The following is an 18785-nucleotide window of genomic DNA, read 5'->3' on the forward strand; positions in this document are numbered from 1 at the left end:
GGGTCCCTGGCCGGTGGGCGGTCCGTCGATCGGCCGGTGTCCGCCGCCCCTGGTCATCGGCGAGCGCCGCCGGTCTGCGGCCCGCCGTTCCGTACCGGTCACCGGCGTCTGTCGTCAGCCCGTGTCCGCCGGTGCCCGCCCGTGTCCGCCGCGTGGAGCGGGTGGGGCCGGTGTCCAGCCGGAGCGGTTGGTTCCGGCCAGCTCCGGGGCGTTCAGGAGAGGGCGTGGGGGCTCACGGGGGGGGTGTGGGGCGGGTGGGACGGCCAGCAGCGGGGCGGCGGCGTGCGGGGCGGGCACGGGTGGTCCCGGGGGCGGTCCCAAGGGTGATCCGGGGGACGCTCCCGGAGGTGGTCCCGGAGGTGGTCCCGGGGTGGGAATGTCCGCCGCGGCCTGGGCGAGGGAGTCGAGCACCGGGCTGATCAGGGGGTGGTCCTCGGCGCCTCGGCGCACGGCGGCGAAGACCCGGCGGGTCGCCGCGGTCCCGGCCACCGGGCGGACCACGGTGTCGGCCAGCTCCATCCCGCGCAGGGCCGAGCGCGGCACCAGGGCCACACCGGCGCCCGCTCCGGCAAGGGCGACCACGGCCCGGAAGTCGTCGGACGAGTGGACCAGCCGGGGCTGGAACCCGGCCAGTTCACAGGCGAGCAGGATCATGTCGTGGCAGGGGTTGCCGGGGTAGGGGCCGATCCAGTCGCTGCCCGCCAGCTCGGCCAGGGCGACCGGACCGGCTGTGGCCAGCGGGTGATCGGCGCGGAGCACCGCGTCGAACGGCTCCGCGTACAGCGGTACCCGGGACAGCCGGGGGTCGTCCTCCCCCGGTGCGCCCCGGTACTCGACCGCGACCGCGAGATCGGCCTCGCCGTCGAGCACCAGCGGCAGGGACTCGTCACCCTCCGCGTCCCGGACCCGGACCCGGACACCGGGGTGGGTGGTGGCGAGCAGCCCGATGGCGGGGGCGACGACCTCGGCGATACCGGTGGCGAAGGCGGCGGCCGTGACCTCCCCGGCCGCGCCGCCCGCGTAGGCCGCCAGCTCGGCCTCGGCGCGTTCGAGCTGGGCGAGCACGGCGTGGGTGTGGCCGAGCAGGATCTCCCCGGCGGCGGTCGGTCTGACCCCCTTGCCGCTGCGGATGAGCAGGGTGTGGCCCGTCTCCTGTTCCAGCGCGCTGAGCTGCTGGGAGACGGCCGATGGGGTGAGGTACAGCGCGGCAGCCGCGGCGGTCACCGTACGGTGGTCCGCCACGGCCCGCAGGACACGCAGCCGCCGGGGGTCGATCACCGGGCCATTGTGTCAGCAGGTCAGGGGTGGTGCGCCGCTCCGGTGACGCCGTCGTTCGCCGCTCTGCCGGGTGACCGGCCCCGGGCCTGGTTCCACGCCCCCGCCCTCAGGCGGCATGACGGGCCCTGGGCATCGCGCATCGTCCCTCGTGGCTCGGACAGCATGTCTGGTCTCAGGTGTCGCAGCTCACTCCAGAGGCTCGGGCGCCACTTCGTGCTCCTGGCGTCACCGTCTTCGAGGGCCGGCCCTGCCTCTCGGTGGCAGCGTCCCCGCCGCCGTTTCCCGATCGCTCCCCCACGGGTCCTCCGGCCTCAGGTTGTCCGGCCTCAGGCCGTCCGGTGCGGAACGGGTGGGACGGTGGCACCGCCGCCCGTCTGGACCGCGTCGACCACGGCCTGGTGGAGTGACCTGCTCTCGTCCTCCGAGGTGCACGGGATGGGGCTGCCCGACATGGTGAACCAGTCCGAAGCACCGCTGTACTGCACGGCGATCCGTGCCTCGCCCCCCGCCCAGGTGGTGTGCACGGTGAGATCCCCGGTCAGTACGCCGACCTCGTCGGTGAGCACTCCGCCGCGCCCGGAGTACACACCCGTGGTCGTCCACGATGCCCAGCTCATCCTCCCAGGCTCGCACCACGTGGTCCGATATGCGAACGATGCCCCTGAGCTGGGGAAGAACGGTTTCCCCGTCGGGGCACTCGGCCGGAAGAGGGTGGCCGGAGAGGGCAGGGGAAGGGGCCGGACCCGCCCGCATCGGCTCCGACCCCCCTGCACCGACGGCCCCCGCCGCTGTCGCCCCGCAGAGGGGGACCAGGCGTACGGCCGGGACACACCCGCAGGTGTGCGCCCCGGACCGGGGACGTTCTCGGTGCTGCCCTGTGGACACGGTATGAAGCTCCGCTTTGGGCCCGCTTAAGAAATCCTCGATGGACTCGCGCGGTCCCGCTGGGCAGATTGGTGGAGGCCCGGCGGCCGACGCTGTCGGACCCGTTCCCCCGGGCATACATGTCCCATCAGCCCCATCCGTCCTATCTCTTTCACCCTGTTCGACCAGCCCCGCCCATCAGTTCCGCTGATCAATCCCGCTGATCAGTCCCGTCGATCGCTTCCCGTCGGTGTGCGCGCGCCCTGAGCCGTGTGGCGCGTCCACCGCGACCCGGTCCCGCCACCATGCCTGGAGCCGCCCCATGAAGGCACTTGTCAAGCAGCACGCCGAGCCCGGTCTGTGGCTCATGGACGTACCGGAGCCGGAGATCGGGCCGGGCGAGGTGCTGATCAAGGTGCTGCGCACCGGCATCTGCGGAACGGATCTCCACATCCGGTCCTGGGACGCCTGGGCACAGCAGGCGGTGAGCACCCCTCGTGTCCTCGGCCACGAGTTCGTCGGCGAGGTCGCGGCCGTGGGCGGGGACGTCCAGGACATCACCATCGGCGACACCGTGAGCGGCGAGGGCCACCTCGTCTGCGGCAAGTGCCGCAACTGCCTGGCGGGACGGCGTCATCTGTGCCGCAGCACGGTCGGCCTGGGCGTCGGCCGCGACGGCGCATTCGCCGAGTACGTGGCGCTTCCCGCGTCCAACGTCTGGGTGCACCGCACCGCCGTGGACCTGGACATCGCCGCCATCTTCGACCCCTTCGGCAACGCCGTGCACACCGCACTCTCCTTCCCCCTGGTCGGCGAGGACGTCCTGATCACCGGGGCCGGGCCCATCGGCATCATGGCCGCGGCCGTCGCCCGCCACGCGGGCGCCCGCAATGTGGTGATCACCGACGTCAGCGAGGCCCGGCTCGACCTGGCCCGCAAGGCGGGCGCCACCCTCGCGCTCAACGTCTCCGAACACGGCATCGCGGAGGCACAGCGCAGGCTCGGCCTCAAGGAGGGCTTCGACATCGGCCTGGAGATGTCGGGACGCCCCGAAGCGATGCGGGACATGGTCGACAACATGACCCACGGTGGACGGATCGCCATGCTCGGGCTGCCGGCGGAGGAGTTCGCCGTCGACTGGGCGAAGATCGTCACCTCGATGATCACGGTCAAGGGCATCTACGGCCGGGAGATGTTCGAGACCTGGTACGCCATGACCGTACTGCTGGAAGGCGGCCTCGACCTCACCCCGGTCATCACCGGAAGTTATGGCTTCCGGGACTTCGAGGCCGCTTTCGACGAGGCCGCGACGGCCCGGAGCGGCAAGATTATCCTCGACTGGACCCGCTGACCGCCTGCCCCGGGGCCCCTCTTGGGGGGTCCCCCTCCCCCCCCCGCCCCCTCCGCCCCTCCCCCGTCTCCGTGTCAGGTAACTCGCCCGTGTCCGCCGGGCGGGTGCCGGACCGGGCATCCGTCATCCGCCCGCCATCCACCAGGGAGCACCCTCCTATGTACGCGTCTGTCCGCGATGAGCTGCGCACCACTCTCGACGAGATCCGCCAGGCCGGTCTCTACAAGCCCGAGCGGGTGATCGGGACTCCGCAGAGCGCCACCGTCTCCGTGGCCTCCGGGGAGGTACTGAACTTCTGCGCGAACAACTACCTGGGGCTCGCCGACCACCCCGAGGTCGTCGCCGCGGCGAAGGAGGCCCTGGACCGCTGGGGATACGGCATGGCCTCGGTGCGCTTCATCTGCGGCACCCAGGATGTCCACAAGGAGCTGGAGGCGCGCCTCTCCTCGTTCCTCGGCCAGGAGGACACGATCCTGTACTCCTCCTGCTTCGACGCCAACGGCGGGGTCTTCGAGACCCTGCTCGGCCCTGAGGACGCGGTGATCTCCGACGCCCTCAACCATGCCTCGATCATCGACGGTATCCGGCTCTGCAAGGCGGCCCGGCACCGCTATGCCAACCGTGACCTGGGCGAGCTGGAGCAGCGCCTCAAGGAGACCCAGGGTGCCCGCCGCCGGCTGATCGTCACCGACGGTGTCTTCTCGATGGACGGCTATGTCGCTCCTCTCGCGGAGATCTGCGACCTCGCGGACCGGTATGACGCGATGGTCATGGTGGACGACTCGCACGCGGTCGGTTTTGTCGGCCCCGGCGGCCGCGGCACTCCCGAGCTGGCGGGTGTCATGGACCGGGTGGACATCATCACCGGCACTCTGGGGAAGGCGCTCGGCGGGGCGTCCGGCGGCTACGTCGCCGCCCGGGCCGAGATCGTGGCGCTGCTGCGGCAGCGTTCCCGCCCCTATCTGTTCTCCAACTCCCTCGCTCCGGTGATCGCCGCGGCCTCGCTGAAGGTGCTCGATCTGCTGGAGTCGGCCGGGGAGCTGCGGGAGCGGCTGGCGGCCAACACCGCGCTGTTCCGCGGGCGGATGGCCGCCGAGGGCTTCGATGTGCTGCCCGGTGACCACGCGATCGCGCCTGTCATGATCGGCGACGCCGCGGAGGCCGGCCGGATGGCCGAACTCCTGCTGGAGCGCGGGGTCTATGTCATCGGTTTCTCCTATCCCGTGGTCCCGATGGGGCAGGCCCGGATTCGGGTGCAGCTCTCCGCCGCGCACACGGCCGAGGATGTGGAGCGGGCCGTGGCGGCGTTCGTCGACGCGCGCCGGGTACTGAAGGGCTGAGCCGTCCCGGGGCGCGGGCCCGGTGGTGGTCTCGATCGCGCTGTGGTCCATGGTGATCAGCGGGTCGGCCTGGTCCAGCGTGGTCGCAGCCGGTCGAGGAGGCCACGGGCGGCGGCGCGTCGGCGGGCGGTTGCCCGGGGCGCCGGTGTGGTGTGCGCCTCCGGCGGGTCCGTGCGGTGCGACCGGTCGGCCCCCGGGGGCGATGTGAGGGTCCGCGGCCGGGTGGCGCGGGGCTGCGGGGTCCTGTGGGCCGAAGTGCGCGGCGCCGGCCCCGTGGCGGCGGTCCGCGCGGGTGCCGTGGAGGGGTGGACGGCCCGGCGGGGTTCCCCGGTGAACCGGACGGGGTGCGCGCACGCCCCGGTGGTCCAGGAGGTCCCGGCGATCCCGGCCGGTCCGGGCCGGAACCGAAGCGGTGCTTGTTCCGCCCCCGGCCCTGGGGCCGGTCCGGAGGGGACGGGCGAGGGGGTCGTGTCGAGGGTTCCCGTTCCCGGTAGAGGAGTGTGCGGGAGTGCGGTTTCTTCGGCGCGTGCCCGGGTCAGTTCCCCGGCCAGGTGGGCGCGGAGCCGCCGGATCTCGTCCGGGTGGTCCGCGCGGGCGAGCCGTTCGGCTGTCTCACGGGCGGCGGCCGACCGTGAGCGGGTGCCGTCCACCGGGGGCAGCAGGCCGCGCAGCCGGGCGCGATCGACGGGAGCGGGCACCGTGTCGGCGAGGGTGTCGGGGTCGAGGGCGGAGGCGAGGGCTGCCGCCCGGGCCCAGGTGTCGTCCGCCGCGGCCCGCAGGAGCAGTTCGAGCCGCCGGGCCCGCCAGGTGCGGGGGCGGCGGTCCTCGCCCAGGTCGAGCAGGAGCCGGTCCCTCGGCGGTGTCCGGCCCGTCAGCAGGTCGGGGCGGGACCCGGCGAACTCGGTGAGCTCTTCCGCGAGGTAGAGCCAGACCACGGCGTGATAGCGGTTGATGTAGTACGTGATCGGTACGAGGTGGCCGGTGCGGGCGAGCCTGGTGAAGCGGGCCGGGGCGATGGCGAGCAGTTCGGCGCCTTCCCGGGTGCCCACGGTCCGTACCCGTTCGCGCAGGGCTTCGGGGAAGCCCGGTGCTCCGCGCAGTCGGTCGATCTCCTCGCGGGCGATGCGCCGGGGCCCGCCGGGGACCCCGGGCCGTACATGGCCTTCGGGCCCCGCGTGGGGCCCGGGTGCGGCGGGCTCGGTGCGGATGTGTCCGAGGCGGACCGCCAGGTCGAACTCGGCCCGCCTCAGCTCCAGCAGCCGGGCGGCGCCCGCCGGAGTCAGCCTCTCCTGAACTGTCATGGTCGTTTCCCCCCGTGAGCGGTGTGTGCTCTCGGTCACGACCATAGCCCCGGGTGAAAATGGGTGGAGCAGCCTGTGGATAACTCCTTTGGGAGGGTTGTTTTCGCAGGTCAGCGGCTGTCAACTATGGGTTGTCTCGCGGCGACGCTCAGATGTTCGCCGACGCGGTTGACCATGAGGGTCATCTCGTAGGCGATCTGGCCGACGTCCGCTTCCGCCTCGCTGAGGACACAGAGGCAGCTGCCGTCGCCCGCGGCGGTGACGAACAGGAGGGCCTCGTCGAACTCGACCATGGTCTGGCGGGCCCGTCCGGCGCGGAAGTGGCGGCCGGACCCCCGGGCGAGGGAGTGCAGACCGGAGGAGACCGCGGCGAGGTGCTCGGCGTCCTCGCGGGCGAGCCCTGTGCTCGCTCCCGTCACCAGGCCGTCGTTGGAGAGCACCAGCGCGTGCTTGATGTGCTCGATCCGCTTGGTCAAGTCGTCGAGCAGCCAGTCGAGTCCTTTGTTCAGCGGCATGGTCGGTCCTCCCCGCTCATATGTTCCCCGTGTTGCGGTAAGCCTTTCGTACCGGCGACGGCAGGGCAAGGCGCAACGGGGGGCGCCATCGCGCACATCGCCCCCGTACATTCGATCGGCATATTCGGCGTCACGGGTGACGGCGTCTTCCGCCGGACCCCGCTCCCGGGGTCCCGGAATGCGGCTGATGGAGCACACCGGGCGGGAACGGTCCGGGCAGGTCCTGGCCTTCCGGGGATATTCGTCGGTGGGGCCGACCGGGCGGGAAGAGGATACGGGGATGGCTCCTTTCCTGCTCACCGAACGTCTTTCGCTGCGCCCCCTCACCGCCCGTGATCTGCACCGGATCTGTGCCCTCGACAGCGATCCGGAGGTGATGCGTTATCTCACCGGGGGTGCGCCGGTCTCTCCGGAGGAGGTACGCGACAGGGTGCTGCCCCGGTTGACGCACACCGTCCCGTGTACGGGCCGCCCGGGATTCTGGGCGGCTGAGGAACGCGCCACGGGGGCCTTTCTGGGGTGGTTCGAGTTCCGGCCGCCGTGTGACGACAATGCCGCGGTCGCGGAATTGGGGTATCGACTGACGAGAGCTTCCTGGGGCCGCGGTTTTGCCACGGAGGGGGCGCGCGCCCTGGTCCGCAAGGGGTTCACCGAACTCGGTACGGAGCGGGTCTTCGCGACCGCCATGGCGGTCAACGCCGGTTCGCGCCGGGTCATGGAGAAGGCCGGTCTGCGGTATGCCCGCACCTTTTCCGGTGACTGGCCGGAGCCCATCGAGGGGTCGGAGCACGGCGAGGTGGAATACGCCCTGACCAGGAGCGAGTGGCAGCGGGCGAGGGCCGGGGCCACCGCCGCGCGCTGAGGACCCCGGGCGCCGCCCCGCCCCGGGGGCGGCGTCCGCTCAGCGCCCCAGTTCCTTGCGGGAGACCCTGCGCAGTCTGCGCCGCTGGCCGGGGTCGAGCATCAGATACGCCACCGCCGGTATACCGAGGACCACCAGCAGCGAGAACCACCCGATCCACGGCATCAGCAGCAGCCCGACGGCCACTCCCGCCAGAATGATCTTCGTGCGTGCCGTCATGGCGGTGCCTCCTCGTACGGCCGGGCCGTCCCCACGTGCGACGGCCTCCATATCGACAACGCGCGGGCGCTCCCCGCGGTTCCGGCCCGTGGACCCTACGGCCCCGGCGCCTCCCACGGCGATGCGCGGCGCAGGAAAGCCGACGGACGGCGGACGCTGGGCACGACACCGCGACACACGGACGCTGTGAGGGAGGTCACGGTCACGGAAGGCGGCACGGGCATCGATGTTCACGTATCCTCGGCGACTCCATCCCGGACTAGTCAAGTTTGAGGAATGCGTCATCGCTGTGCATCGGCCTTCTGCGGCAACGACCTCCCCCGACCCACTGACCACTCCCCACCCAGCCCCCTCCGTCCTGCCCGTCTCCTCCGATTCGCCCGCCCCGCTCGCCCACGCCTGCGCGGTGTTCCTCCCCGGCGACCCCGCACGCGCGGGGCGTGTCGCCTTCTGGGACCCCGAGGGCCTCTTGGACCTCCACGGCGCACTGCTCCCGGGCGGCCTCCCGGGCGGCACGAACGGGACCCTCACCGTGGTGGGTGACGATCTGTCCCTGCGGACGGTGCCCGCGCGCCTCCTTCCCGTGACCGAGGCGCTGCCGCTGCTCACCCGGGCACGCGCAGCGGACGGGACCTCCCCGGCCGTCGCCTTCTGGGGTGCCGCGACCGTGCTGGCGCTGCATCTGGCCGCGCGGGGGCTGCTGCTGCCCGGTCTCTCCGCCGGGGACCACGACTCCTGGCGGATGGGGCCGCTGGCCCCCGAGGACCTGGAGAGCGTCCGTGTTCTCGCCGCGTCGATGCCGCCCACCGCCCACGCCGTGCCGCTCGGCCACGGAGAGGACACGCCCGCCGGGGACGTCCCTCTGCTGCCGGACCCCGAGCGTCTGCTGCGGGCCTTCCTCGACGCGGTCGCCGATGTCCTGCCGCGTACCCCGGGCGCGGCGACGGCCGCCGGTGGTCCGGCGTTCGCGGCGACGGAACCCCGGCCCGCGCCCCTGCCCGGGCTGCGGGCCTGGGCGGCGGAGGTCGCCGCGGGCCACGACGCGGGCGTCCGGCTCTCCCTCCGCGTCGAGCTGGTCGATCCGGTCGAACCGGCCGGAGTGACGGAAGGGGTGGAAGGGACGGCCGTGGGCGGCGCGGAGCCCGGATTCCGGGCCGTCCTGCAGATCCACAGCGCGAGCGACCCCGGTGCCGTCGCGGACGCGGCGGACGTGTGGGCGGACGGGGACCGGGCCGACGGAGCGTTCGGAGCGCAGGCGCAGATGGACGCGCTGCTCGCCCTGCGCCGTGCGGTACACGCCTGGCCCGCGCTCACACCGCTGCTGGAGGCCACCGTGCCCGACGCGCTCCCCCTGGCCGACGAGGAGGTGGCCGAACTCCTCGGCGAGGCGGCGAGGGCGCTGGCGGCCTGCGGTACCCGGGTCCACTGGCCCCGCGAGCTGTCCCACCGGCTCACCGCACGGGCCGTCGTCGGGCTCACCGGCGACCAGGACGCCGCCGCCCCGGGTCCCGGGCACTCCGGCGGCCCCGCGGACGGTCACCGCGCGGGGGGCGGCGGAGCCCCGCAGGGGCGGACGTCCGCGCTGCCCTCGCTCTTCGGGGCGGGGGCCCCCTTCACCCTCCGCCGCCATCTCGCGCTGGGCGACCGGCCCCTGAGCCGGGAGGAGCTGGACCGGCTCGCCGAGACGAAGCGGCCCCTGGTCCGGCTGCGGGACCAGTGGGTCCTCGTCGACCCGGACGAGGTCCGGCGCGTCCGCGCGGCCGGGGACAGCGCCCTCTCGGCGGCCGACGCGCTGCACGCCGTGCTGACCGGCTCCGTCGAGCTGGACGGGCGTCCGGTGGAGGCAGAGGCGTCGAGCGCGTTCGCCCGGCTGCGGGACCGGCTCACCGCCCCGGAGGGGGACGGCGACAGTGTGGGACAGCCCGCCGCGCTCAGGGCCACCCTGCGCGACTATCAGCTGCGGGGTCTGAACTGGCTGCACCGGATCACCTCCCTCGGCCTCGGCGGCTGTCTCGCCGACGACATGGGCCTCGGCAAGACCATCACCGTCATCGCGCTCCATCTGCACCGGCAGACCGAGGCGGCGACCGCCGGGCCCACCCTGGTCGTCTGTCCCGCCTCCCTCCTGGGCAACTGGCAGCAGGAGATCGAGAAGTTCGCCCCCGGCACGCCCGTCCACCGATTCCACGGAGCGGCGCGGAGCCTGGAGGCACCGGCGACCGGCGCGGTCGTCCTGACGACCTACGGCACCATGCGCCTGGACGCGGAACGGCTCGGCGGCACCCCCTGGGGCCTGGTCGTCGCCGACGAGGCCCAGCATGTCAAGAACCCCTATTCGGCCACCGCGCGACAGCTCCGCGCGATCGGCGCGAAGGCCCGTATCGCGCTGAGCGGCACCCCCATCGAGAACAACCTCTCCGAGCTGTGGGCCATCCTCGACTGGGCGTCACCGGGTGTGCTCGGCCGGCTCGGCACCTTCCGCCGCACCTGTGCGCAGGCGGCGGAGAGCGGCGACCCGGTGGCGGCACAGCGGCTGTCGGCCCTGGTACGGCCGTTCCTGCTGCGCCGCCGCAAGTCCGACCCCGGTATCGCGCCGGAGCTGCCTCCGAAGACCGAGACCGACCACAGCGTCGGTCTCACTCCGGAGCAGGCCGGTCTGTACGAGGCGGTGGTACGGGAGACGCTGGACGCGGTCGCCGCGGCGCAGGGCATGGAACGGCGGGGTCTGGTGGTGCGGCTGCTGACCTCGCTCAAGCAGATCTGCAACCATCCGGCGCAGTACCTCAAGGAGGAGGAGCCCGTGCTCGGCGGGCGTTCCGGCAAACTGGAGCTGTTGGACGAACTCCTGGACACGATCGTGGCCGAGGGCGCGGGTGTGCTGGTCTTCACGCAGTACGTCCGGATGGCCCGGCTGCTGGAGAGTCATCTGGCGGCACGGGGCATCGCCGCGCAACTGCTGCACGGCGGCACTCCGGTGCCCGTTCGCGACGAGATGGTGACCCGTTTCCAGAACGGCGAGGTGCCGGTCTTCCTGTTGTCGCTGAAGGCGGCGGGCACGGGGCTCAACCTCACCCGGGCGGAGCATGTCGTCCATCTGGACCGCTGGTGGAACCCGGCGGTGGAGGCACAGGCGACGGACCGCGCGTACCGCATCGGGCAGACCCGTCCGGTGCAGGTGCACCGGCTGATCGCGGAGGGCACCGTCGAGGACCGGATCGCGGAGCTGCTGGCGCGGAAGCGGGAACTCGCGGACGCCGTGCTCGGCTCCGGCGAGGGCGCGCTCACGGAGCTGAGCGACGCGGAGCTGGCGGATCTGGTGCGGCTGCGCGAGGACGGGGGACAGCGATGAACCGCGCGTACCGCACGGATGACGGGCACGACGGAGAGGGCGTCGACACCACTGTGGACATGGACGGGATCGCCGGCCTGGACGGCATGGGCGGCTTCGACGGGCCGGACGACGAGGACGGCGCGGTGGGCGGGTCCGGCCGGGGCGGGCCGGCGTCCGGGGCGCACCAGGAGGAGCGGACCTTCGCCGCGCTGCCGCCGGTCTCCGGGCGCGGCTTCGCCGCGAGCTGGTGGGGCCGGGCATGGCTGACGGCCCTGGAGGACACGGCACTCGAATCCGACCAGCTCACCCGGGGCCGCAGGACGGCCCGGTCGGGCGCGGTCGGTGCAGTGTCGGTGCGGCCCGGCCGGGTCACCGCCGTGGTGCGGGACCGGGACGGAACCGGCCATCGCGCCGATGTGCTGCTCACGGAGCTGACGGACGCCGCCTGGGACCGTTTCCTGGACATGGCGGTGGACAGCGCCGGGCACATCGCCGCGCTGCTGGACCGGGAGATGCCTCCGCATCTCGTGGAGGACGCGGCGGCGGCGGGGGTCGAGCTGCTGCCGGGGATCGGTGACCTGGAGCCCGAGTGCGCGTGCGGGGCGTGGGACCTGTGTCCGCACACCGCGGCCCTCGCCTATCAGGTGGCGCGGTTGCTGGACCGGGACCCGTGGGTGCTGCTGCTGGTGCGGGGCCGCGGGGAGCACCGGCTCGTCGGTGAGTTGCAGGCGCGCAGTTCCGCCCGGGCGGCGCGGCCCGCGGACGAGGGGCGGCGGGTCCCGGGGCCGGAGGGGGTGCCCGCGGACGAGGCGTACGCCGCCGCCGGTCTGCTGCCGCGGCTGCCCGCTCCCCCGCCGGTGCCCGGCGGGCCGGGGACGCCGCCCTCCCTGGAGACCGGGAACGGGCCCGCCGGTGTCGACCCGGGGGCGCTGGAGTTCCTGGCCGCCGACGCGGCGGCGCGTGCCCGCGGGATGCTGCTGGCGGCGTCGGCCCCCGGGCACGGCGCGCAGCCGCTCGACCGTCCGCTGACGCCTGCTCAGGACGCGGTGCGGCTGGCGGCGGCGGAGCCGGGCGCGGCGGTGTTCGCGCGGCTCGCGGCCGGTACGGGGCGGCAGCGTGCGGGGCTGGAGGCGGCGGTACGGGCGTGGCGGGCCGGGGGCGTGGACGCGCTCGCCGTCCTCGACGGGGAGCAGGTTCCCGGGCCGGATGTCCTGGGACGGGCCGCGGCGGCCCTGGAGTCGGCCTGGGACGGGGTGGAGCGGCCCCGGCTGCGGGCCGCGGGGGCGGGGCGCTGGACGGTGGTGGGGCAGGACGCGCAACTGCGGGTCGGTTCCGACGGCCGCTGGTGGCCGTATCGCCGGGAGGCGGGGCGCTGGGTGCCGTCGGGGCCGGGGGCGGACGATCCGGCGGCGGTTCTCGCGGAGGCCCTGGGCGAGAGCGGCTGACCGAGCGGGTCGCGGCGGCTTCTTCCCGTTGTCCGTCGCGCGAAACGGGGTGGATTCGGTCAGCGCTCGCGTCGTCCGTGGCGGACCGGGGCCGGGCGCCCGTCGGCGGGGGGCCGGTGGGGGCTGTCGTCGAGGACGGTGCGGGGCGGGCAGCGGGTTCCCGCGCGGACCGCCCCGTCCCGGGGTGCTCCGGTGGGACGGAGGGCGGTGCGAGGGGGCGGCGGCGGACGGGGCGGCGCGACCGGGTGGACGGTCCCCCGCCGGTTTCCCCGGGCTCCCTCCGGCCTTCCTCGGCCGGACACGCGGTGCTCTCCCCCGGTCCGCGTCCCGGCCACCGGGCCACACGGGCCACACGGGCCGAACGGGCCGAACGGGCCGAACGGGCCACGGGATGATGGGACGGCGGACCGGGTGGATGCCCGGCGGGCCGACTGATCCGGTCGGGGGTAGCCCTCCCGTACCTCCGGGCGGCGCCTCCACAACCCCACCTCTTTATCACAGATGGGGCTGATTCGCGCCGAGTTGCGGTGAACTCCTTCCCGCCGCCCCGCCACGGCCGTACGGTGGTGCCGCCCCAACCGGTTCACCCCTGTCCCCGTCACCACCGCCCTCATCCTCGCCCCCGTGTGAACACCGTGCAGACGCCACCGCCGCCGATATGTGCGTCACCGACGTCACCGACGACGCCGACGACACTGACGGCCCCGACGACACCGATGTCGCTGATGACACCGCAGTCACCGACTCCGACACCACCGACACGGTGGAGTGCCGACGTCCCCGGCGAACCGCCGCCGGCAGGGGATGCTGCTGGCGTCCTCCCCCGGTCCCGCGCGGCGGGAGGGCATTGCCCGCCTCCCCGTCCCCGACCGTCTGGAGAGGTCCCATGGACCGCAGAGAAGTGCTCAGGGCCGCCGCGGTGGCGTCCACCGGAGCCGCCCTGTCGCCCCTGGCCCGCGCCCACGCGGCAGTCGGGCGCTCCCCGTCGCCGTCGGCGCCGACCGACCACCCCGGAGCCTTCTGGGCACCCGCGGCGCCCGCCAACCGCACCGCGTCGGAACGCCCCTCGGCGTACCCGATCACCCATGTGGTCGTCCATGTCACGCAGGAGACCTTCGCCGACACCCTCGCCATCTTCCAGAATCCGGCCCGGCGGGTGTCCGCGCACTATGTGGTGCGGTCGTCGGACGGGTCCCTGGCCCAGTGCGTACGGGAACGGGACATCGCCTGGCACGCGGGCCACTGGGGGTACAACACGCGCAGCGTCGGCATCGAGCACGAGGGCTGGGTGGACGAACCGTCCTTCTTCACCCCGGCCCTCTATGAGCGGTCGGCGGCGCTCACCGCGGCGATCTGCGAGCGGTACGGCATCCCCAAGGACCGTACGCACATCATCGGCCACCACGAGGTCCCCGGCGCCACGCACAGCGACCCGGGACCCCACTGGGACTGGACCGGCTATGTCCGGCTGGTCAACCTCTCCTGACCCGGCGGCGGACGCGACCGCGGACCGCCGTCGGCGGCACCCCCGGGGGTCCCGGCGCGCCCCCGGGCGCCCGCGTCCGCACGGATGCGCGGGCACCGGCGGGGAAAGGCTCCCGCTATGAGCGACGCGACCGAGGGATGGGTGGCTCTGGAGTCCGGTGCCGATCCGGGCACGCGCAGCGCCGAGCTGCGGCGGGCGTACGACGTCTACCGGAGCGCGGGACGGGTCGAGGGGCCCGTGCGCCCGGTCGTGGCCGAGTCCTGGCGCCGCTCGGCGCGTGCCCGGGTGTGCCCGGAGGGCATCGCGGGCGTCGAACTCGACGACGACGCCCTCGCCGCCCACCGGGAGGAACACCCGCTGGCCCGGGTGATGCCGGTGATCCGTGAGCTGACCGGGGGTTACGCCCGGGACGGCGACCATCTGGTGGCGGTCTGCGACGCCCACGGGCGGCTGCTGTGGGTGGACGGGCCGGCCGCGACCCGGCGCCAGGCGGATCTGATGAACTTCGTGCCCGGTGCCCGCTGGGCCGAGTCGGCGGCCGGGACCAACGCGCCGGGGACGGCGCTCGCCGTCGACCGTCCGGTCCAGGTGTTCGCGGCCGAGCACTTCTGCCGCCCCGTCCACCCGTGGACCTGCGCCGCGGCGCCCATCCACGACCCGGCGAGCGGACGGCTGCTCGGTGCCGTCGACATCACCGGCGGGGACCGGCTGGCGCACCCGCACAGTCTGGCGTTCATCGGCGCGGTCGCCCGGGCGGCCGAGTCCCAGCTCGCCCTGCTGGCGCCGCCGCCGGACCCGGGGAGCGCGCAGCTGCGGGCGCTGGGCCGGGACGAGGCCCTGCTGACGGCGGGCGGGCTCACCACCCGTCTCAGCCGCCGCCACAGCGAGATCCTGGTGCTGCTCGCGCACCGCCCCGAGGGGATCTGCGGGGACGAGCTGCTGGTCGAACTGTACGAGGACGAGTCGGTGACGCCGGTGACGCTGCGGGCCGAACTGCACCGGCTGCGGGGGCTGCTCGGGCCGGACGCGCTCCGGTCCCGGCCGTACCGGCTCACCCAGCGGGTCGACACGGACTTCGGCACGGTGAGCCGGCGGCTGGCATCGGGGGCGGTCACGGGGGCGCTGGGTGCCTACGCGGGGCCGCTGCTGCCCGCGTCCCGGGCGCCCGCGGTGGTGAGGTTGCGGCGGCGGCTCGCCGATCAGCTGCGGGCGGCGCTCATCGCGCGCGGCGATCCGGGGCTGTTGCGGGACTGGGCGTACAGCCCCTGGGGGGAGGAGGATCTGCCGGTGTGGCGCGCGCTGGCCTCCGTGCTGCCCGCACCGCAGCGGCCCTCCGCGCTGGCCAGGGTCCGGGAGTTGGACGGCGGCCTCCGCTGGGCCTGACGGCCCGCGGTCCGTGCCCGGCCGGATGCTTCTGCGGTCGGGCGTGCCGGTGTGCCCGGGGCCGGGGGTATGGGGCGGCCCGGCCCGGGTACCAGCCCGTTGCCGAAGGCCGCATGCCCGACGTCCGCGGCCCGACGCCCAGCGCCCGATGCCCGATGCCCGATGCCCGACCGTAGCGAACCGGAGGAGACCGGATGCCGGAGCTGTTCATCGGCGGTGACTGGACGAGCGCGCTCGACGGACGGCGGCGGGAGATCCGCTGCCCGGCCGACGGCACCCTCGTCGCGACCGTGGACGAGGCGGGGCCCGAGGACGTGTCGGCGGCGATCGGCGCCGCGCGTGCCGCCTTCGACCGGGGCACCTGGCCGCACACCCCGGCGGCCGAACGGGGCGCGCTGCTGCTGCGGGTGGCCCGGCTGTTGGAGCGCGACCGGGCCGCGCTCGCCCGCGCCGAGTCCCTGGACACCGGGAAACGGCTGGTCGAGAGCGAGTACGACCTGGACGACGTCGTGGCCTGTTTCCGGTACTTCGGCGCGCTGGCGGCCTCCGACGGCGGTGGCCGGATCATTGCCACGGGGAAGCCCGCCGTCGACAGCCGGGTGGTGCACGAGCCCGTCGGTGTCTGCGCGCTGATCACCCCGTGGAACTATCCGCTGCTCCAGGTGGCCTGGAAGGTCGCTCCGGCGCTGGCCGCCGGGAACACGTTCGTCCTCAAGCCCAGCGAGCTGACCCCGCACACCGCGATCGGGCTGATGCGGCTGCTGGCCGAGGCGGGGCTGCCGGACGGGGTCGCCAATCTGGTCCCCGGTACCGGCACCGGGGCGGGTGCCCCGCTCTGCGCCGATCCCCGGGTCGACATGGTGTCGTTCACCGGCGGGCTCGCCACCGGGCGGCGGGTGATGGCCGCCGCCGCGGCCACGGTGAAGAAGGTGGCGCTGGAGCTGGGCGGGAAGAACCCGAACATCGTCTTCGCCGACGCCGCCTTCGACACCGCCGTGGACCATGCCCTCACCGCGGCCTTCCTCCACTCGGGGCAGGTCTGCTCGGCGGGGGCGCGGCTCCTGGTCGAGGACGTGCTGCACGACCGTTTCGTGGACGCGGTGGTCGCGGGGGCGGAGCGGATACGGATGGGCGGGCCGTTCGACCCCCAGGCGCGCACCGGTCCGCTGATCTCGGCGGCGCACCGGGAGAAGGTGGAGGCGTATGTGGCGGCGGGGGTGGCGGAGGGCGCGGTGCTGCGCTGCGGCGGGCGCAGACCCGACGACCCGGCGCTGCGCGGGGGTTTCCACTATCCGCCGACGGTCCTGGACGAGTGCACCGCCGCCATGTCGGTGGTGCGGGAGGAGTCCTTCGGTCCGGTGCTCACGGTGGAGCGGTTCCGGACGGAGGACGAGGCGGTCGCGCTCGCGAACGACACGGTCTACGGGCTCGCGGGCGCGGTCTGGTCGCAGGACACCGGGCGGGCCCGGCGGGTGGCGTCCCGGCTGCGCGCGGGGACGGTCTGGATCAATGATTACCACCCGTATGTGCCGCAGGCGGAGTGGGGCGGGATGAAGCGGTCGGGGGTGGGGCGGGAGCTCGGGCCCGCGGGGCTCGCGGAGTACCAGGAGACCAAGCACGTCTGGCACAATCTCGCGCCGCGTCCCCAGGGGTGGTTCGCATGACCTCCGGCGCTCACGTCCCGGGCCCCCTCCCCGGCCCGGGGGACGGCGCCCGGGACGGCACGGGCCCCGCCGATGGGACGGGCCCCGGCACCGCAGCGGGCCCCGCGCGCGGTACGGGCGACCCCGCCGCCGGAACGGGCACCACGGGCGGTACCAGACCCGAGGGCGGTACGGGCGGCACGGGGAGCACGGGTTCCGGCCGGGACGACGCGGCCCTCGCGCTGCTCGGCTACCGCCCCTCCGGGCTGCGCCGCAGCCTCGGTTCGTTCCATACCTTCGCCGCCGGTATCAGCTATATCTCCATCCTCACCGGCACCTTCCAGCTCTTCTATTTCGGTGTCGGTTTCGGCGGACCCGCCTACTGGTGGTCCTGGCCGCTGGTGTTCGCCGGACAGCTCATGGTCGCCCTCTGCTTCTGTGAGCTGGCGGCGCGCTATCCGGTGGCGGGCTCGGTCTACAACTGGGCCAAGACGCTGGGCGGTCCGCACATCGGCTGGCTCGGCGGCTGGATGATGCTCACCGCGACGATGGTGACGCTGGCGGCGGTGGCCCTCGCGTACCAGATCACGCTGCCGCTGATCGACCAGCGGTTCCAGTTGGTCGGCGAGACGGGGAACGCCGCCGACAGCGCCGCCAACGCGGTGCTGCTGGGCTCGGTGCTGATCACGTTCTCCACGCTGGTGAACGCGTTCGGCGTACGGCTGATGGCCCGGATCAACTCCGCGGGCGTCCTGGTGGAACTGATCGCCGCCGTGGCGCTGGTGGCGCTGCTCGCCACGGAGGTGACCCGGGGGCCGGGCGCGGTGCTCATGGAGACCCGGGGCAAGGGCTCGGGCGATGCCCTCGGCTGGTTCGGGGCGTTTCTGACCGCGTCACTGGCCTCGGCCTATGTCATGTACGGCTTCGACACGGCGTCCTCGCTGGGCGAGGAGTCCCGCGACCCGGGCCGCAACGCGCCCCGGGCCATCCTGCGCGCGCTGGTCGCCTCGTTCGCGCTCGGCGGGCTGATTCTGCTGCTGGCCCTGATGGCGGTGCCGGATCTCGGCGCGCCCGGTCTGTCGGCCCAGGGGCTCCAGTACGTGGTGCTGGAGACCCTGGGGCCCACGGTCGGCGAGATCGTCCTGTGGTGTGTGGTGGTGGCGGTCACCGTGTGCATGCTGGCGGTGCAGGCGGCGGGCATCCGGCTGATGTTCGCGATGGCCCGGGACGACAATCTGCCCGCCGGGCGGCTGCTCTCGCGCGTCAGCCCCCGGTTCGGCACCCCGGTCCTCCCGGCGGTGGTGCTCGGGGTGGTGGGGGTGGCGGTCCTGGTGCTCAACATCGGGCAGCCGCAGATCTTCTCGGTGCTCACCAGTATCGCGATCATCATGGTCTATCTGGCGTATCTGCTGGTCACGGTCCCCCAGTTGATCCAGCGGCTGCGCGGGCGGTGGCGGCCCGCCGAGGGCGCCTTCTCGCTGGGCCGCTGGGGGCTGCCGGTGAACGTGGTCGCGGTGGTGTGGGGCGCGGCGATGTCGCTGAACCTGGCCTGGCCGCGGGCCGAGGTCTACAACGCCACCGGCGAGCAGCACTGGTATCTGCGCTGGGGGGCGTTCCTGTTCATCGGGGCCGTGGCGCTCGGTGGCTTCGCCTACTACTGGGGGGTGCAGCGCCACCGTACGGGGGTGCGGGAGGAGCACCGCGCCCCGCAGTCGCCGCCCCCGGTGTCCTGAACCGTTCCGAACGGTCCTGAGCGGCCGGGGCGCG

13 protein-coding genes and 1 pseudogene are annotated in these 18785 nt (G+C 74.0%); 9 read left to right on the forward strand and 5 right to left on the reverse strand.

The genetic code is table 11. The features are described from left to right. Positions 1 to 369 precede the first annotated feature (369 nt). Positions 370 to 1278: pseudogene (locus CRV15_RS00145) on the reverse strand (LysR family transcriptional regulator); the annotation flags it as partial. Positions 1279 to 1604: 326 nt separating this feature from the next. Next, the gene (locus tag CRV15_RS00150) at positions 1605 to 1895 is read right to left on the reverse strand and encodes a hypothetical protein (RefSeq protein WP_003962839.1); all 291 of its coding nucleotides are present in this window, start codon (positions 1893 to 1895) and stop codon (positions 1605 to 1607) included. A gap of 569 nt (positions 1896 to 2464) precedes the next feature. Between CRV15_RS00150 and tdh the strand changes: the two genes are divergently transcribed. Both tdh and CRV15_RS00160 read left to right on the forward strand, forming a co-directional pair. Continuing rightward, positions 2465 to 3493, forward strand: a complete 1029-nt coding sequence (gene tdh, locus CRV15_RS00155; RefSeq protein ID WP_009998215.1) for an L-threonine 3-dehydrogenase — start codon at positions 2465 to 2467, stop codon at positions 3491 to 3493. 158 nt (positions 3494 to 3651) lie between these two features. Then, the gene (locus CRV15_RS00160; protein ID WP_009998213.1) at positions 3652 to 4833 is read left to right on the forward strand and encodes a glycine C-acetyltransferase; all 1182 of its coding nucleotides are present in this window, start codon (positions 3652 to 3654) and stop codon (positions 4831 to 4833) included. A 56-nt stretch (positions 4834 to 4889) separates the two neighbouring features. Here CRV15_RS00160 and CRV15_RS00165 read toward each other — a convergent pair whose 3' ends face one another. Together CRV15_RS00165 and CRV15_RS00170 are read right to left on the reverse strand one after the other, a co-directional pair. Next, positions 4890 to 6134 (reverse strand): DUF6397 family protein, encoded by a 1245-nt coding sequence (locus tag CRV15_RS00165; protein ID WP_009998211.1) that lies wholly within the window; start codon positions 6132 to 6134, stop codon positions 4890 to 4892. A 110-nt stretch (positions 6135 to 6244) separates the two neighbouring features. Beyond that, positions 6245 to 6649 (reverse strand): roadblock/LC7 domain-containing protein, encoded by a 405-nt coding sequence (locus tag CRV15_RS00170; protein ID WP_003962835.1) that lies wholly within the window; start codon positions 6647 to 6649, stop codon positions 6245 to 6247. A gap of 280 nt (positions 6650 to 6929) precedes the next feature. Here CRV15_RS00170 and CRV15_RS00175 point away from each other — a divergent pair, with 280 nt between their 5' ends. Continuing rightward, positions 6930 to 7511: a GNAT family N-acetyltransferase gene (locus CRV15_RS00175; RefSeq protein ID WP_029183158.1), complete on the forward strand. Its 582-nt coding sequence runs from the start codon at positions 6930 to 6932 to the stop codon at positions 7509 to 7511. Positions 7512 to 7550: 39 nt separating this feature from the next. Here the strand turns inward: CRV15_RS00175 and CRV15_RS00180 are convergent, their stop codons facing one another. Continuing rightward, entirely contained in the window at positions 7551 to 7730 is a 180-nt protein-coding gene (locus CRV15_RS00180; protein ID WP_009998210.1) for a hypothetical protein, read from the reverse strand. A gap of 289 nt (positions 7731 to 8019) precedes the next feature. On the opposite strand from CRV15_RS00180, the gene CRV15_RS00185 reads away from it, so the two are divergent. The 6 genes from CRV15_RS00185 to CRV15_RS00215 all read left to right on the forward strand — a co-directional run bounded on the left by CRV15_RS00185 (position 8020) and on the right by CRV15_RS00215 (position 18751). Continuing rightward, entirely contained in the window at positions 8020 to 11079 is a 3060-nt protein-coding gene (locus CRV15_RS00185) for a DEAD/DEAH box helicase (RefSeq protein WP_230864198.1), read from the forward strand. Next, positions 11076 to 12506, forward strand: coding sequence for a hypothetical protein (locus CRV15_RS00190; protein WP_003962831.1), 1431 nt, complete (start codon positions 11076 to 11078; stop codon positions 12504 to 12506). The genes CRV15_RS00185 and CRV15_RS00190 overlap by 4 nt, the downstream gene beginning before the upstream one ends. Positions 12507 to 13392: 886 nt before the next feature. After that, complete coding sequence (locus CRV15_RS00195; RefSeq protein WP_003962830.1) at positions 13393 to 13992, forward strand: N-acetylmuramoyl-L-alanine amidase; 600 nt, start codon at positions 13393 to 13395, stop codon at positions 13990 to 13992. A gap of 117 nt (positions 13993 to 14109) precedes the next feature. Further along, on the forward strand, positions 14110 to 15375 hold the full coding sequence (locus tag CRV15_RS00200; protein WP_003962829.1) for a GAF domain-containing protein: 1266 nt from the start codon (positions 14110 to 14112) through the stop codon (positions 15373 to 15375). Positions 15376 to 15569: 194 nt separating this feature from the next. After that, positions 15570 to 17039, forward strand: coding sequence for an aldehyde dehydrogenase family protein (locus CRV15_RS00210; RefSeq protein WP_003962828.1), 1470 nt, complete (start codon positions 15570 to 15572; stop codon positions 17037 to 17039). Further along, the gene (locus CRV15_RS00215) at positions 17036 to 18751 is read left to right on the forward strand and encodes an APC family permease (RefSeq protein ID WP_003962827.1); all 1716 of its coding nucleotides are present in this window, start codon (positions 17036 to 17038) and stop codon (positions 18749 to 18751) included. The genes CRV15_RS00210 and CRV15_RS00215 overlap by 4 nt, the downstream gene beginning before the upstream one ends. The last annotated feature ends 34 nt before the right edge of the window (positions 18752 to 18785 follow it).

This window comes from Streptomyces clavuligerus, assembly GCF_005519465.1.
Taxonomy (GTDB): domain Bacteria; phylum Actinomycetota; class Actinomycetes; order Streptomycetales; family Streptomycetaceae; genus Streptomyces; species Streptomyces clavuligerus.

What these genes read in the sequence shown, in the direction of transcription:
- CRV15_RS00150 (WP_003962839.1), bottom strand. Translation starts at nt 1,895, where the DNA reads ATGAGCTGGGCATCGTGGACGACCACGGGTGTGTACTCCGGGCGCGGC.
- tdh (WP_009998215.1), top strand. Translation starts at nt 2,465, where the DNA reads ATGAAGGCACTTGTCAAGCAGCACGCCGAGCCCGGTCTGTGGCTCATG.
- CRV15_RS00160 (WP_009998213.1), top strand. Translation starts at nt 3,652, where the DNA reads ATGTACGCGTCTGTCCGCGATGAGCTGCGCACCACTCTCGACGAGATC.
- CRV15_RS00165 (WP_009998211.1), bottom strand. Translation starts at nt 6,134, where the DNA reads ATGACAGTTCAGGAGAGGCTGACTCCGGCGGGCGCCGCCCGGCTGCTG.
- CRV15_RS00170 (WP_003962835.1), bottom strand. Translation starts at nt 6,649, where the DNA reads ATGCCGCTGAACAAAGGACTCGACTGGCTGCTCGACGACTTGACCAAG.
- CRV15_RS00175 (WP_029183158.1), top strand. Translation starts at nt 6,930, where the DNA reads ATGGCTCCTTTCCTGCTCACCGAACGTCTTTCGCTGCGCCCCCTCACC.
- CRV15_RS00180 (WP_009998210.1), bottom strand. Translation starts at nt 7,730, where the DNA reads ATGACGGCACGCACGAAGATCATTCTGGCGGGAGTGGCCGTCGGGCTG.
- CRV15_RS00190 (WP_003962831.1), top strand. Translation starts at nt 11,076, where the DNA reads ATGAACCGCGCGTACCGCACGGATGACGGGCACGACGGAGAGGGCGTC.
- CRV15_RS00195 (WP_003962830.1), top strand. Translation starts at nt 13,393, where the DNA reads ATGGACCGCAGAGAAGTGCTCAGGGCCGCCGCGGTGGCGTCCACCGGA.
- CRV15_RS00200 (WP_003962829.1), top strand. Translation starts at nt 14,110, where the DNA reads ATGAGCGACGCGACCGAGGGATGGGTGGCTCTGGAGTCCGGTGCCGAT.
- CRV15_RS00210 (WP_003962828.1), top strand. Translation starts at nt 15,570, where the DNA reads ATGCCGGAGCTGTTCATCGGCGGTGACTGGACGAGCGCGCTCGACGGA.
- CRV15_RS00215 (WP_003962827.1), top strand. Translation starts at nt 17,036, where the DNA reads ATGACCTCCGGCGCTCACGTCCCGGGCCCCCTCCCCGGCCCGGGGGAC.